General features: G+C 45.0%; 16 protein-coding genes. 11 read left to right on the top strand and 5 right to left on the bottom strand.

Features of this window, described 5'->3' with window-relative positions; all coding sequences use genetic code 11:
• Positions 1-29 precede the first annotated feature (29 nt).
• The gene (hslU, locus tag FHQ23_RS00545; protein ID WP_139612565.1) at positions 30-1361 is read left to right on the top strand and encodes an ATP-dependent protease ATPase subunit HslU; all 1332 of its coding nucleotides are present in this window, start codon (positions 30-32) and stop codon (positions 1359-1361) included.
• Between the two features lie 75 nt (positions 1362-1436).
• On the opposite strand, the gene FHQ23_RS00540 is transcribed toward hslU, so the two are convergent.
• Genes FHQ23_RS00540 through hemC form a run of 4 tightly spaced genes read right to left on the bottom strand, consistent with a single transcriptional unit; the run spans position 1437 to position 6031 of the window.
• Positions 1437-2714, bottom strand: a complete 1278-nt coding sequence (locus FHQ23_RS00540; RefSeq protein WP_139612564.1) for a heme biosynthesis HemY N-terminal domain-containing protein — start codon at positions 2712-2714, stop codon at positions 1437-1439.
• Between the two features lie 15 nt (positions 2715-2729).
• Positions 2730-4274, bottom strand: coding sequence for a uroporphyrinogen-III C-methyltransferase (locus FHQ23_RS00535; RefSeq protein ID WP_139612563.1), 1545 nt, complete (start codon positions 4272-4274; stop codon positions 2730-2732).
• Between the two features lie 58 nt (positions 4275-4332).
• The gene (locus tag FHQ23_RS00530) at positions 4333-5088 is read right to left on the bottom strand and encodes a uroporphyrinogen-III synthase (protein WP_139612562.1); all 756 of its coding nucleotides are present in this window, start codon (positions 5086-5088) and stop codon (positions 4333-4335) included.
• A 13-nt stretch (positions 5089-5101) separates the two neighbouring features.
• Positions 5102-6031 (bottom strand): hydroxymethylbilane synthase, encoded by a 930-nt coding sequence (gene hemC, locus FHQ23_RS00525; RefSeq protein ID WP_139612561.1) that lies wholly within the window; start codon positions 6029-6031, stop codon positions 5102-5104.
• Positions 6032-6256: 225 nt separating this feature from the next.
• On the opposite strand from hemC, the gene oxyR reads away from it, so the two are divergent.
• On the top strand, positions 6257-7159 hold the full coding sequence (gene oxyR / locus FHQ23_RS00520; RefSeq protein WP_139612560.1) for a DNA-binding transcriptional regulator OxyR: 903 nt from the start codon (positions 6257-6259) through the stop codon (positions 7157-7159).
• A gap of 17 nt (positions 7160-7176) precedes the next feature.
• A complete protein-coding gene (fabR, locus tag FHQ23_RS00515) occupies positions 7177-7803 on the top strand; it encodes an HTH-type transcriptional repressor FabR (protein WP_132965732.1) in 627 nt (208 codons plus the stop codon).
• 27 nt (positions 7804-7830) lie between these two features.
• Here the strand turns inward: fabR and FHQ23_RS00510 are convergent, their stop codons facing one another.
• Entirely contained in the window at positions 7831-8052 is a 222-nt protein-coding gene (locus tag FHQ23_RS00510; protein ID WP_139612559.1) for a SlyX family protein, read from the bottom strand.
• A 119-nt stretch (positions 8053-8171) separates the two neighbouring features.
• Between FHQ23_RS00510 and fkpA the strand changes: the two genes are divergently transcribed.
• The 8 genes from fkpA to fusA all read left to right on the top strand — a co-directional run bounded on the left by fkpA (position 8172) and on the right by fusA (position 14063).
• The gene (gene fkpA, locus FHQ23_RS00505) at positions 8172-8921 is read left to right on the top strand and encodes an FKBP-type peptidyl-prolyl cis-trans isomerase (protein ID WP_139612558.1); all 750 of its coding nucleotides are present in this window, start codon (positions 8172-8174) and stop codon (positions 8919-8921) included.
• 81 nt (positions 8922-9002) lie between these two features.
• Positions 9003-9677 carry a helix-turn-helix transcriptional regulator gene (locus FHQ23_RS00500; RefSeq protein WP_139612557.1) on the top strand — a complete coding sequence of 225 codons (675 nt, stop codon included), beginning with the start codon at positions 9003-9005 and terminating at the stop codon, positions 9675-9677.
• The gene (tusD, locus tag FHQ23_RS00495; protein ID WP_139612556.1) at positions 9678-10058 is read left to right on the top strand and encodes a sulfurtransferase complex subunit TusD; all 381 of its coding nucleotides are present in this window, start codon (positions 9678-9680) and stop codon (positions 10056-10058) included.
• Entirely contained in the window at positions 10055-10414 is a 360-nt protein-coding gene (gene tusC, locus FHQ23_RS00490) for a sulfurtransferase complex subunit TusC (RefSeq protein WP_139612555.1), read from the top strand. The genes tusD and tusC overlap by 4 nt, the downstream gene beginning before the upstream one ends.
• A gap of 8 nt (positions 10415-10422) precedes the next feature.
• Positions 10423-10713, top strand: coding sequence for a DsrH/TusB family sulfur relay protein (locus FHQ23_RS00485; protein ID WP_139612554.1), 291 nt, complete (start codon positions 10423-10425; stop codon positions 10711-10713).
• Between the two features lie 195 nt (positions 10714-10908).
• The gene (gene rpsL, locus FHQ23_RS00480; RefSeq protein ID WP_132965717.1) at positions 10909-11283 is read left to right on the top strand and encodes a 30S ribosomal protein S12; all 375 of its coding nucleotides are present in this window, start codon (positions 10909-10911) and stop codon (positions 11281-11283) included.
• Positions 11284-11392: 109 nt separating this feature from the next.
• Positions 11393-11863 (top strand): 30S ribosomal protein S7, encoded by a 471-nt coding sequence (rpsG, locus tag FHQ23_RS00475; protein WP_132965715.1) that lies wholly within the window; start codon positions 11393-11395, stop codon positions 11861-11863.
• A gap of 94 nt (positions 11864-11957) precedes the next feature.
• Complete coding sequence (gene fusA / locus FHQ23_RS00470) at positions 11958-14063, top strand: elongation factor G (RefSeq protein WP_132965713.1); 2106 nt, start codon at positions 11958-11960, stop codon at positions 14061-14063.
• Positions 14064-14142 lie beyond the last annotated feature (79 nt).

Raw genomic sequence — 14142 nt, 5'->3', positions numbered from 1 at the left:
GTCTGAATAAGTAATAGGAAGGAAAAAATATGTCTGAGATGACACCGCGCGAGATTGTATCCGAATTAGATCAACATATTATCGGGCAACACGATGCCAAAAGAGCGGTCGCAATTGCATTGCGTAACCGCTGGCGTAGAATGCAGTTGAATGATGCGCTGCGCCATGAAGTGACACCGAAAAATATTCTGATGATTGGACCGACCGGGGTCGGCAAAACCGAGATTGCCCGTCGTTTGGCAAAACTGGCGAATGCGCCGTTTATTAAAGTGGAAGCGACCAAATTCACCGAAGTCGGTTATGTCGGTAAGGAAGTGGATTCGATTATCCGTGATTTGACTGATACGGCGATGAAGCTGGTGCGTCAAACGGAAATTGACAAAAACCGCTATCGTGCGGAAGAGATGGCGGAAGATCGTATTTTGGATATTCTGTTGCCGCCGGCGAAAAACAGCTGGGGCGCTGAAGAGGAAGCCGATAAACAGAGCGGTACGCGCCAAGTGTTCCGTAAAAAGTTGCGCGAAGGGCAGCTGGACGAAAAAGAGATTGAAATTGATGTGGCGGCTGCTTCGGTCGGTGTAGAAATTATGGCACCGCCGGGCATGGAAGAGATGACCAGTCAATTGCAGTCGATGTTCCAAAATATGTCGAGCGGACAGACCAAAAAACGCAAAATGAAGATTAAAGATGCGTTGAAAGTGTTGATCGAAGATGAAGCCGCAAAATTGGTCAATCCGGAAGAGTTGAAACAAAAAGCGATTGAAGCCACCGAACAGCACGGTATCGTGTTTATCGATGAGATTGATAAAATCTGTAAACGCGGCGAAACCTCCGGTCCAGATGTGTCGCGTGAAGGGGTGCAGCGCGATTTGCTGCCGTTAGTGGAAGGTAGTACGATTAATACCAAACACGGCATGGTAAAAACTGACCATATTTTGTTTATCGCCTCCGGGGCATTCCAGGTGGCTCGCCCGTCGGATCTGATCCCCGAATTGCAAGGGCGCTTGCCGATTCGGGTCGAGCTGAGTGCCTTGAGCAGTAAAGATTTTGAGCGGATTTTGACCGAACCGAATGCGTCATTGACCGAGCAATATAAAGCCTTGATGGCGACCGAAGGGGTGAACGTTGAGTTTACCGATGATGCGGTAGCAAAAATCGCCGAAGCGGCTTTCCGTGTCAACGAAAAAACCGAAAATATCGGCGCACGTCGTTTACATACCGTGTTGGAGCGTCTGATGGACAAAATCTCGTTTGATGCTAGCGAAATGTCCGGTCAAAGTGTCAGCATTGATGCCAACTATGTCAGCACCGCACTTAGCGATATTGTGGAAGACGAAGATTTAAGCCGCTTTATTTTGTAATACCAAAAGTGCGGTCGTCAGTAAAAAAGCGGTTTATTGTTGTCAATAAACCGCTTTTACGTTATAGCTTACTCGCTATGTCTGCTTATTGTTGGGAACTGCAACAGAGGTTGTAGTGGTAGCGGATTCAGTTTTGCCTTGCTGTGATTTCATCACATATTGTAAGCCCTGTTTGCGAACTTTTTCAGCGCTGGCAGGATCTTTCAGTTGTTCATAAGTATAAGCTGCCATCGTAAAGTCACTGGATTTAACCAAGTGCGGTTCGGACAGCACATTATTCAGGTAAGTTTTGGCGGATTCAAACTCACCCAAGCGAATATCCAAATAACCCAAAGCACGGTTGTAGGCAACCTTGAGTTCGCTGTCGTTTTCGTTACGCAGCTGTTTTTCTAGGATTTTAATTAATTTACTGTCATTTTCCAGTTGCAAGTGCGGTAGTTGTTGTAGCAGTGCTAAGCGATCTGCTTTTTTCTCTACTTTCTTAATAGTTTCCAGTGCGATTTCATAAGCGGAATCATGATCATTGGCAGCAATCAAACGTTTGACCATACCGATTTTGGCATAAATATCATTGTGGCGTTTGCGTGGCTGCGCTTCCCACCAGGCAAGCAGTCCATCCACGCCGCCTTCACTCAATTTCTCATCTTGCAAGCCATCCTCGATTTGATGGCGCAGCTGCAACAGTTTTTCAGAACTGTAATTTAGTTTGTTTTCCACCCGAGCAAACAACTCATCCAATGAGGTATAGGCTTTGGATTGCAGGTAAATATCGACGGCGAGGCGCAATACTTCTGGATTGTACGGGGCGATCAGTAATAAGCTGTCAATCGAACTGCGCGCTGCAGATAGTTTACCTTGTTGCAACAGAATCCGGGTGCGTGCCAACTCAACCACCAGATTATCGTTGCCAGCAAGTTTGGTGGCTTCAATCAAATATTTATTGGCGCTGAATTCATCGCCTTTTTGCTGTGCCGCTTCCGCTGCTTTAATGAAATTGAGTACCGGTTCGCTAGCATGTTTTGCATTTTTGCCGATCAATTTCTCCGCTTTGGCGTAGTCACCCTCATCCATTTTGATCAAACCGGCGAGAGTTTGTTTTTCCGCTTTCAAGCGTTTACGACGGGAGAACCAGCCGTAGGTGCTTTTGTTCAAGCGGCAAAAACGAGAAATAACGCTTTCAACGGTATAGACGGTTGCAAGCGCCAATACAAAGAAGATAACTAAGGTCGGGATTGTCATTTCGATATTGTGGCTTGAGGTCGAAATGAGCACATAACCCTGTTTGCCGGATAAATACGGCCCGGCAATCAATCCGGCAAGTAAAATCAACATTAAAAACAGTATTTTAAACATAACGGCAAGCTCCTATTATTGTGCAGATTCGGCAGCAGGATCTTTGCCGGCATCAGTGGCTGCATCGGCTGCCGGCGCTGTTTGTGCCTCCGGAGCAGCGGTTGGTGTTGTCGTCGGTTCTGCGGTTTCGGTTACCACTGGTTTTTCAGTGGTGTTGCCGGTATCTTCGGTATTGGTACGGTTGGATATTGCGGCAGCATCGTTTGAAATTCGTTCCAAAGTGCGGTGATCGCGATTTAGCAGGGTGCCGATGGCTTGCCATGAGTTGAGTTGCTGTGGTGCATCAATATAGATCGATTGTTCTTTCAGTTGGTCAACTTGCTGTAGGAATTGTTGCACTGAAAAATCATCGGTATCAAAGTAGCTGCGTAGCCAAGTCGCAACTGAATTGAGCGATTGTTTATAGACTTCATTTTGTTGACGTGGCACCGCTGAAAGTGCGGTCAGCAAACTCAAGCGGATATTCTCTCTTAAGTAAATGTCTTGGTTCGGCGCCAATAATTCCGGGCGATCTTCCTCTTTTTTGCTGATACGGATAAAGTGATCCAAGAAAGAAGAGGCGCTTTTTTCTAAGTTGCTTTGCCAATCGTTAATTGAATCACTGACTTCGCTGTTGTTGCTTCGATTTGGATTGAGCGCCAGCACTTTGAGATTGTCGACTTGCGAAACCAATAGGCTTAGCTGTGACATGATTAAGTCTTGATCGACTTCATTCAGATTTTGTAATTGGTTGAGATCATGACTGATCGCAGTTCTGACGGCAACGGCTTGCGAGCCAGAGACTTTTTGTAATGTTTGGTTAGCTTCTTGCAGGAGTGAAACCACGGTATCGATATCGTTGTCCAGCACCAGTTTGCGCTGGGCATTGGTCAATAAGAAATCGGCTTCCGACATCAGCCAATCATTCGGCTCAGCTTTGTTGTCAAACGTTAATTTATTCAGTTGATTGCGGAGTTCACTGTTTTCTGCCTTTTGTAAATTCAGATCACTGATCAATTGCTTGATATCATTTTGTGTCTGTTGTTGCGCGCTTTCCTGCTGATTTTGTAACGCATTGAGCTGTGCGTTTATGGTTGCATTCAGTTCAGACAACGCAGCTTCAGGTGTGGACGAGGAAGCAGTAGCCACCGGCTGAGATTGCAGTTGCTGCAATTGAGCGGAAAGTGCGGTCACCTGATTGCGTAAGGTATCAAGTTGCTGGTTACCCCAATAATAGCCGACACCGCCGATGCCTAATGCGATTAAGATCGCCAACAGGGAAAATCCTGTACCACCGGATTTTTTGGTTGTGCTTGTAGGGGTTTTTGTTGGATTTTTTTCTTGACTGTTCATAGTTGTTTCTGGTGTGGCGGCAGAGGTTTTTTTGTCACTACTTTTTTTATTGCCAGCAGTGCCTTTTGAGGTTGAATCTTGAGCCAGAGAGGATGGTGTGACCGCACTTGGATCCCCTTTTGTGCTTGCTACCGTGTTTTCTATAGCTGGTGCCGTGTTATCGCCGACAGTTTTTTGCTCGGGTTGTGCTGCTGGATTGCCGGGAGTTTTGATATTTTTCTCACTCATTTGTTCTACCTCACTAGTTCAATCTCTGCTAATTCAAATTGTTTTTCATGACTGTTTTTTAATAACCGTTTTTTAAAACGAGTAGCGTCTCACAAATCGATGCGTTATCCGCACGCGCGGTTTGGCTAATCTGTGACCAACCGTATTCTTTGGCTAATTGGGTAATACGTCGGCTGATGCTGATTAAATGACACTGCATTAACCAATTATGGTCATTTTTGGGCACAAATTCCACTAAATAACGTAAAATTTCATTGCTAGTCACCACTATCGTGTTGATTCCTGCACGTTTCCATACGCTGATTTGTTCAATATTATCATATTCTTTAGCAATTCGCTGATAACATTCGATAACCTCAACGGTGCCACCGCGCGCTTCGGCTTGTTGGCGAAACAGTTCACGCCCACCGTTGCCGCGCAGCACCAGAATTTTTTTGTCGCTCAAATCCTGCATTTGTGGCAAACAGAGTAAGCCTTCGCTGGTCTCATTTGGGTAGGGGTAGAGCACCGGCTGTTCGCTCAATGCGGTGAAATATTCAGCACTGCGCCTGCCAACACTGAAATAATGTAGGTCGGAACGCCAGTGTGCCCCGACGTTGTGTAGCACTTGATTGGCATAATTTATTGCATTTTTGGAGACGGCAAAAACTAATGAGCCAGTTGGCAAATTTTGCAGTTGAGCCGGTAGTTGGTTGAGTTCACGTCCTTTCTCAATATTGAATAACGGGGTATATAACGTGGCAAATCCCTGCTGGTTGAGCAACTTGCACAGGGTTTCGCCGTTGGGCTGCGGACGAGTGATTAAAACCGCCATATTAAACTCCGTTTTATGCTTGGTGGTAAATGGCTTGTAAGATTCGATCTGCACCTTGTGCCAGCAACTGTTCACCGACTGAGATCCCCAGTTGTTCGGCTTGGGTGGCGCTAGCGCTGCTTTCTGCGCGCAAAATCAATGAACCGTCTGGGTTGGCAACCAAGGCTTTTAAATGCAGTTGTCCGTTTTGCAGTGTGGCGTAACCGGCAATTGGCACTTGACAGCCACCTTGCAGATGGCGGTTCATAGCACGTTCGGCGGTGACGCAACAGGTGGTTTCTAGGTGCTGCAACGGTTGCAGTAGTTGATTGATTTCATGATCGTCAATACGGGTTTCAATACCGAGGGCACCTTGTCCGGCGGCAGGCAGTGATTGGCTTTCAGGAATGATCGAGCGAATACGTTCGCTCAGCCCTAAACGTTTTAAACCGGAGGCGGCAAGAATAATGGCATCATAATCACCGTTATCCAATTTATTCAAGCGTGTTCCGACATTGCCGCGTAACGAATGGATTTGCAGATCCGGGCGCAGGGCTTTCAGTTGGGCTTGGCGACGCAGACTGGAGGTGCCGACAACCGCACTTTGCGGCAAATCGTCAAGTGCGGTATAACGGTTAGAGACAAAAGCATCACGCGGATCTTCACGTTCACAAATCACGCTTAAGCCTAAGCCCTGCGGAAATTCCATCGGCACGTCTTTCATGGAATGCACCGCTAAATCAGCACGGTTTTCTAATAAAGCGGCTTCCAATTCTTTCACAAACAAGCCTTTGCCACCAATTTTTGCCAATGGTGTATCCAAAATAATATCGCCTTTGGTCACCATTGGAATCAATTCGATGCTCAGCTCAGGATAGAGCTGTTGTAAACGGGATTGGATAAAATTAGCTTGCCATAAAGCCAGCGGACTTTGTCGTGTTGCAATTTTGATAGATTTCTTCATAGTTGATTTTGCAAAGCGGATAAGAATGCGGTCATCCTACCATTGTTGCGCTTCGTTGTCAGCGAAGAAGCCGTGATTCTGATCGATTTCAGCATGATAAAGCGTAAATTTATGCTAAAAAACAGAAAATTATGATTTTTTGAACAGATTAATTTTTGATTTTTTAATCGTTTTCCTCTATGTTATCCATCAGTATTTATTGATTATCACTTATAGGGGTTTGTTGTGAATATTCGAGACTTGGAATATTTGGTTGCATTATCGGAATATAAGCATTTTCGTAAAGCGGCGGATGCCTGCCATGTCAGTCAACCGACGCTTAGCGGACAAATCCGTAAACTGGAAGACGAGCTAGGTATTTTGTTGTTAGAACGCACCAGTCGTAAAGTACTGTTTACCCAATCCGGTATGTTATTGGTTGAGCAAGCTCGAAAAATTTTACTTGAGGTGCAAATTTTCAAAGAGATGGCAAGCAATCAGGGTAAAGAGATGAGCGGGCCGTTGCATATTGGGGTGATTCCGACGTTAGGTCCGTATTTATTACCTTGTATGCTGCCGGTGTTAGAGCAGGATTTCCCTGAACTGGAGCTGTATTTGTATGAGGCACAAACCCAAAGCTTGTTGGAAAAGCTGGAAATGGGGCAATTGGATTGTGCTATTTTGGTGCAGGTGCCGGAAACAGCAGGATTTATTGAAGTGCCGATGTTTAAAGAAGAAATGATGTTAGCAGTCTCCCCAAAACATCAATGGGCAAAAGAGCGGTCATTGCCGTTGAGTGTGCTGAAAGATCATGAGATTCTAATGTTAGACGATGGGCACTGCCTGCGTGAGCAGACTATGGATTACTGCTTTACCGCTGGTGCCCATGAGAACGGACATTTTAAAGCCACCAGTTTGGAGACGCTACGCAATATGGTAGCGGCGAATACCGGCGTGACCTTGATGCCTAAATTGGCGATTATCAATGAAGGCAATCGCCAAGGGGTGGAATATATTCCTTTTAATGAGCCTTCGCCATATCGCAGTATTATTTTGGTTTATCGTCCGGGATCACCGCTACGGGCGCGTTATGAACGGATTGCGAAAATGATTCAGGCAGTCGTGATGCCGATTCTGTCTCAAGTGTAAAACGGTAGGAAAGTGCGATGGCTGGAGTACGCGCCCAACAAAAAGAAAAAACACGCCGTGCCTTGATTGATGCGGCGTTTAATCAGCTGAGTGCTGAAAAAAGTTTTTCAACACTCAGTCTGCGTGAAGTCGCGCGCGAAGCCGGTATTGCGCCGACTTCGTTTTATCGCCATTTCCGTGATATGGACGAGTTGGGGCTGACCATGGTTGATGAAGCCGGTTTGATTCTGCGTCAATTAATGCGCCAAGCACGCAAGCGGATTGAACGTGGCGGTAGTGTGTTAGTGATCTCGGTGGAAACCTTTTTTGAATTTATCAGCGAGCGACCGAATATGTTCCGTTTATTGCTGCGAGAAAGTTCGGGGACTTCACAGGAGTTTCGTACTGCGGCGGCGCGTGAAATTCAGCATTTTGTGGCAGAATTGACCGAATATATTGCGGTGCAAGAAAAAGATTCTCGCTATCTTGCTTATGTTCAAGCCGAGGGCATGGTCACCATTGTGTTTACTGCCGGTTCCCATGCGTTGGATATGAATCATAAAGAACGTGATGCCTTAAAGCAGCGTTTGATTTTACAGCTGCGCATGATTGCCAAAGGCGCCTTGAAAATTGTAGAGGAAAAAACGCAGCAGACCGCACTTTAATATTTAAAAAGGATCATTTTAAAAGGATCAATAGTGCGGTGGTGGCGTCTCTTCTGACTGTGACGCAATATTAGACGGCTGCAAATCACTGAGTTTGTGTGCTAGCAGGCGCAATTGTTGTTGCAATTTGTCAATAAGAAATTGCTGTTCGATGATGGCTTGGTTCAAATCTTCGATGGTGCCTTCCTGAAAGGTGATTTTCACTTCCAATTCGGCAAGCTGTTGTTGTAATTCATTGAGTGACGGCATATTGATTTCGCAAAAAAGACCCATATATAAAAAATACACTTTAACCTATTCGGCATCAAATATATAGTATAAGATGATTTACCTAAACCACAGCAAACCAATTAAGAGGTAACAAACACATGTCAATCAAGAAAAAATTATCGATCGTCGCACTGTTGGTGGCAAGTGCGGTATCTGCTTCGGCTTTGGCAGCAGAGGGTGACAACTTAAAAAATCCTAAATTTGTTGAGGACTCTTCCTACGCCCTGGGTGTTTTAATGGGGAAAAATATCCAGCAAGTAGTTGAAACGCAAAAAGATTTTATTGTATATGACCAAGCGAAAATTATTGAAGGTCTGAATCAAACATTAGACGGCAAAAGTAAATTGGACGACAAGCAGTTAGAGCAGCAGTTGCGCCAGTTGGATCAGGAATTGGCAGCGGTAGTGGCAAAGCAAGAAGCACAGGACGCGAAAGATAATGCTGATAAAGGCGCTGAATTCCGCAAAGAATATGCCAAAAAAGATGGCGTTAAAAGTACCAAATCCGGTTTACTATACCGTGTTGAGGCGGGTGGAGCCGCAGGTGACAGTAAAGTTGAACCAACCGATACAGTGAAAGTGCACTATCAGGGCAAATTGATCAATGGGGAAGAGTTTGACAGTTCTTATAAACGTGGCGAGCCGATTGAATTTCAATTAAATCAATTGATTCCGGGCTGGATCGAAGGTATTCCGTTAATTAACAAAGGCGGTAAAATCGAACTGGTTATTCCACCGGAACTAGGCTATGGCGAGCACGCCACCGGCAATATCCCGCCTAACTCGACTTTAATTTTTAACATTGAATTACTTGATGTTAAAAAAGCCAACGCAGCAGGCAAAAAATAATAAACTCTCGACAGGATTACAGCAAAGTGCGGTAGTCCTGCTTTTATTTTCAGTTTTACTTAATTGATTACCGATAAATTTATGGTACAGGATACTCGACCTTTTACTGAACAAGATCACGCTATTTTGCAATCTTACCTTGCAGTGGTTGACGGTGTTGCAGCATTGATTGGCGAACATTGTGAAATTGTGCTGCACTCTTTGGAAGATTTGCAGCGTTCGGCGATTTATATTGCAAACGGTCATAATACTAACCGTAAAGTTGGCTCACCGATTACTGATTTGGCGCTGAGTTCGTTGCATCATATGCAGACTGATAATGTGTCTAAGCCCTATTTTACCAAGGCAAAAGGCAACCTTTTAATGAAGTCGGTGACCATTGCGATCCGCAACCGGGAAAAACGCATTATTGGCTTGTTGTGTATCAACATGAATCTGGATGCGCCACTATCGCAAGTGATCCATGCGCTGATTCCGACCGGCACCCAGCCGGAATTATCGGCGGCAGTCAATTTTGCCAATTCAGTGGAAGATCTGGTGTCACAGACGGTGGAGCGCACTATTGAAGAGATTAATGCCGATGCCAGTGTTGCCAATAACAGCAAAAATAAACAAATTGTGACTTCGCTATTTGAGAAAGGCATTTTCGATATTAAAGATGCGATTCACCAAGTTGCTGAACGATTAGACATCTCACGCCATACAGTTTACCTGTATATCCGGCAAATTAAGCAAGATGACAGCCCGGAAGTGTAAATGCGTTACGTATTACAAGTAACCCAACCGCTGTATGGTGGACAAGGATCAGCGTTGGCATTGCAGTTGGCACAAGCTTTGATCACAGCAGGGCATCAACTTGAACAGGTTTTCTTTTATGGCGACGGGGTTTATCACGGTAACGCCTTCACTTATCCGGCAAATGACGAGCCGAACCTGCTGCAAGCGTGGCAAACCTTGGCGCAGCAACATCAAGTGCGGTTAAATTTATGTGTGGCAGCCGCGCAACGGCGTGGCATTGTGGCGCCGCAAAGTGCGGTTGACGGCATACAAGATAATTTAGCCGCCGGATTTGAAATTGCCGGTCTAGGCGATTTCAGTCGTGCGGTCTTAGTCGCTGACAGGCTGGTGACAGTATGAAATTGGCATTTGTGTTTACTCAATCGCCATTTGCTTGTGCCGCCAGCAGAGAAGGGCTGGATGCCGTATTAGCCGCAAGTGCTTTTGTGGAAGCAGAGGATATCGGTGTATTTTTTATTGAAGATGGGGTGCTGAATCTCAGTTCAGCGTTGCAACCGCACTTGTTAATGCAAAAAGACAGCTCAGCAGCATTTAAGCTGTTGGAACTGTATGACATTGAACAACGCTATACTGCTGAAGAGGCTTGGTATAGTTTTGGCATGAATAGCCAAAACAGCTTAATTCAGACTCAGCTATTGCCTTTTAATGAACTCATGCAAAAGCTGGCAACCGCTGAAAAAGTGCTGACTTTTTAGAGAAAATAATGCTGTATACTTTCGCCGATGCAAGTTACGATTTGCGCTCATTCGAACAATATGCTCAAGTGGCGAGCAGTAGTGATGCCTTTCTTTTTTGGCAAGACGGCGTGTGGGCGTTGTTTAAATATGCTTCAGTTTTGGCGGATTGCAACGCTGAGCTGTATGTATTACAGCAGGATTTGGAGGCACGTAATCTTTGCCTGACGCAGTTAGCACCAAATTTGAGCGTCGAGGCACTGAGTTTGGCTGATTGGGTAGTGCTGACTGAGCGTTACACCCCACAATTTACTCGTTGAAGCCACCATGCGAAGATTAAAGTGCGGTCTGAATCAATCTTCTTGTATTCTGAACAGAAAATAATCAGTGTCATTGTGCGCTAATCCTTGACATTCCCCCTTTCAACGTCTAAAATTCGGCGTCCACTCTATTATTGGGTGGATTTATCTTTTACATTCTTTTATGAATAATATTAATAAACTGGAGCTTTTTTAATGGCAACTATCAACCAGCTGGTACGCAAACCGCGCGTCAAGAAGGTTGTAAAAAGCAACGTTCCTGCTTTGGAAGCATGTCCGCAGAAACGTGGCGTGTGTACTCGCGTGTACACTACTACACCTAAAAAACCGAATTCCGCATTACGTAAAGTATGCCGTATTCGTTTAACTAACGGCTATGAAGTCACCTCTTATATCGGCGGCGAAGGCCACAACTTGCAAGAGCACTCCGTGGTATTGATTCGCGGCGGTCGTGTTAAAGACTTGCCGGGTGTGCGTTATCACACCGTACGCGGCGCATTAGACTGTGCAGGCGTTAAAGATCGTAAACAAGCGCGTTCAAAATACGGCGTTAAGCGTCCTAAATCTTAATGGAACTCCGTTAAGTAAGGCCAAACGTTCATATTTTTAAGCATAATATTAACCATAACTCCAGTCATAGAGTTTTGGGTAACCTGAAGAAAAACAACGGAGAAATGCCATGCCACGTCGTCGTGTAATTGGTCAACGCAAGATCCTTCCAGATCCTAAGTTCGGATCAGAATTACTTGCAAAATTTATCAATGTATTAATGGTAGATGGTAAAAAATCTATCGCCGAAAAAATCGTTTACAATGCCCTAGATACTTTAGCCCAACGTACCGGTAAAGATCATTTGGAAGCATTTGAAACCGCACTTGACAATGTTCGTCCAACCGTTGAGGTTAAATCTCGTCGTGTTGGTGGTTCAACTTACCAAGTGCCTGTAGAAGTACGTCCGGTGCGTCGCAATGCGTTAGGCATGCGTTGGATCGTAGATGCTGCGCGTAAGCGTGGTGACAAATCAATGGCGTTACGTTTAGCGAATGAATTGTCCGATGCTGCTGATAACAAAGGCGCAGCAGTTAAGAAACGTGAAGACGTTCATCGTATGGCGGAAGCCAACAAAGCGTTTGCACATTATCGTTGGTAATATCCCGATATTGTTGATTCGCATGGCAGGCTTGATTTTTTCAAGCCTGTTTCAAAAGAACATTTTTTTCAACGCCTAACGAGAGGAAATAATCGTGGCTAGAACAACTCCAATTGAGCGTTATCGTAATATCGGTATCAGTGCTCATATCGACGCAGGTAAAACAACGACGAGTGAACGTATTCTGTTCTATACCGGTGTCAGTCATAAAATTGGTGAGGTGCATGATGGTGCCGCTACCATGGACTGGATGGAACAAGAGCAAGAGCGTGGAATTACTATTACTTCTGCGGCTACAACGGCATTCTGGAGAGGAATGTCTAATCAGTTTGAACAACATCGTATTAATGTTATTGATACCCCAGGACACGTTGACTTCACTATCGAAGTAGAGCGTTCAATGCGTGTACTTGATGGTGCGGTAATGGTGTATTGTGCTGTGGGTGGCGTACAACCTCAGTCAGAAACTGTATGGCGTCAAGCAAACAAATATAAGGTTCCACGTATTGCTTTTGTTAATAAGATGGACCGTACCGGTGCTAACTTCCTGCGCGTGGTTGAACAAATTAAATCTCGTTTGGGCGGCAATGCTGTACCTTTGCAATTACCAGTCGGTGCTGAAGAGAACTTCAAAGGCGTGATCGACTTGGTGAAAATGAAAGCAATCAACTGGAACGAAGCCGATCAAGGTATGACCTTCACTTACGAAGACATCCCGGCTGAATTACAAGATTTAGCTGAAGAATGGCAACAAAATTTGATCGAATCCGCCGCTGAAGCTTCTGAAGAATTGATGGAAAAATATTTGGGCGGGGAAGAGCTGACTGAAGAAGAGATCAAATTCGGCTTACGTCAACGTGCATTGAACAGCGAAATTATTTTGGTTACTTGTGGTTCTGCGTTTAAAAACAAAGGCGTACAAGCGATGTTGGATGCGGTAATCGAATATTTACCAGCGCCGACGGATGTACCTGCGATTAAAGGCATCAACTTAGACGAAACCGAAGGTGAGCGTCATCCATCTGATGATGAGCCGTTCTCTGCATTGGCGTTTAAAATTGCGACTGACCCGTTTGTAGGAAACTTAACTTTCTTCCGTGTTTATTCCGGCGTGATCAACTCCGGTGATAGCGTGATGAACTCAGTGAAACAAAAACGTGAGCGTTTTGGCCGTATCGTTCAGATGCATGCTAACAAACGTGAAGAGATCAAAGAAGTTCGCGCGGGTGACATTGCTGCGGCAATCGGTTTGAAAGATGTGGGTACAGGTGATACATTGTGTGACCAAAATGCGCCAATTATCCTTGAGCGTATGGAATTCCCAGAGCCGGTTATTTCGGTTGCAGTTGAACCAAAAACCAAAGCTGACCAAGAAAAAATGGGTATCGCTCTGGGTCGTTTGGCACAAGAAGATCCTTCATTCCGTGTTCATACTGATGAAGAATCAGGTGAAACCATCATTTCCGGTATGGGTGAATTGCACTTGGATATCTTGGTTGACCGTATGCGTCGTGAGTTTAAAGTAGAAGCGAATATTGGTAAACCACAAGTTTCTTATCGTGAAACCATCCGTGACACGGTGAAAGATGTTGAAGGCAAGCATGCTAAACAATCTGGTGGTCGTGGTCAATATGGTCATGTGGTGATCGATTTGTATCCATTAGAGCCGGAAGGCCCAGGATATGAGTTCGTGAACGAAATCAAAGGTGGTGTGATTCCTGGTGAATACATCCCAGCGGTTGACAAAGGTATTCAGGAACAATTGAAATCTGGTCCATTAGCAGGTTATCCTGTTGTTGACCTGGGTGTGCGTTTGCACTTCGGTTCTTACCATGATGTTGACTCCTCTGAGTTGGCGTTTAAATTGGCAGCTTCATTAGCGTTCAAATCTGGCTATATGAAAGCGAAGCCAGTATTGCTTGAGCCGATCATGAAAGTTGAAGTAGAAACACCACCGGATTACGTTGGTGATGTTATCGGTGACTTGAGCCGTCGTCGTGCGTTGGTAAATGGTCAAGAAAGTAATGAATTTGTTGTAAAAATCAATGCCGAAGTTCCACTTTCGGAGATGTTTGGTTATGCAACAGACCTTCGTTCGCAAACCCAAGGTCGTGCTTCTTACTCAATGGAACCATTGAAGTATGCTGAAGCACCGACTAGCGTGGCAAATGCTGTAATTGAAGCGCGCAAAGCGAAGTAATTTATTAAACAAATCTACAAGCCTTTTGGCTTGTAGACTTTACATAAGGAAACTTAATCGTGTCTAAAGAAAAATTTGA

This window comes from Testudinibacter crocodili (genome assembly GCF_006228025.1).
GTDB lineage: Bacteria > Pseudomonadota > Gammaproteobacteria > Enterobacterales > Pasteurellaceae > Chelonobacter.
The sequence above is the reverse complement of the archived record's forward strand: the minus strand, read 5'-3'. Positions and strand labels throughout refer to the sequence as shown.

Excerpts from the sequence above, each read along its gene's own strand:
- hslU (WP_139612565.1), top strand. The coding sequence starts at position 30 with ATGTCTGAGATGACACCGCGCGAGATTGTATCCGAATTAGATCAACAT.
- FHQ23_RS00540 (WP_139612564.1), bottom strand. The coding sequence starts at position 2,714 with ATGTTTAAAATACTGTTTTTAATGTTGATTTTACTTGCCGGATTGATT.
- FHQ23_RS00535 (WP_139612563.1), bottom strand. The coding sequence starts at position 4,274 with ATGAGTGAGAAAAATATCAAAACTCCCGGCAATCCAGCAGCACAACCC.
- FHQ23_RS00530 (WP_139612562.1), bottom strand. The coding sequence starts at position 5,088 with ATGGCGGTTTTAATCACTCGTCCGCAGCCCAACGGCGAAACCCTGTGC.
- hemC (WP_139612561.1), bottom strand. The coding sequence starts at position 6,031 with ATGAAGAAATCTATCAAAATTGCAACACGACAAAGTCCGCTGGCTTTA.
- fabR (WP_132965732.1), top strand. The coding sequence starts at position 7,177 with ATGGCTGGAGTACGCGCCCAACAAAAAGAAAAAACACGCCGTGCCTTG.
- FHQ23_RS00510 (WP_139612559.1), bottom strand. The coding sequence starts at position 8,052 with ATGCCGTCACTCAATGAATTACAACAACAGCTTGCCGAATTGGAAGTG.
- fkpA (WP_139612558.1), top strand. The coding sequence starts at position 8,172 with ATGTCAATCAAGAAAAAATTATCGATCGTCGCACTGTTGGTGGCAAGT.
- FHQ23_RS00500 (WP_139612557.1), top strand. The coding sequence starts at position 9,003 with ATGGTACAGGATACTCGACCTTTTACTGAACAAGATCACGCTATTTTG.
- tusD (WP_139612556.1), top strand. The coding sequence starts at position 9,678 with ATGCGTTACGTATTACAAGTAACCCAACCGCTGTATGGTGGACAAGGA.
- tusC (WP_139612555.1), top strand. The coding sequence starts at position 10,055 with ATGAAATTGGCATTTGTGTTTACTCAATCGCCATTTGCTTGTGCCGCC.
- FHQ23_RS00485 (WP_139612554.1), top strand. The coding sequence starts at position 10,423 with ATGCTGTATACTTTCGCCGATGCAAGTTACGATTTGCGCTCATTCGAA.
- rpsL (WP_132965717.1), top strand. The coding sequence starts at position 10,909 with ATGGCAACTATCAACCAGCTGGTACGCAAACCGCGCGTCAAGAAGGTT.
- rpsG (WP_132965715.1), top strand. The coding sequence starts at position 11,393 with ATGCCACGTCGTCGTGTAATTGGTCAACGCAAGATCCTTCCAGATCCT.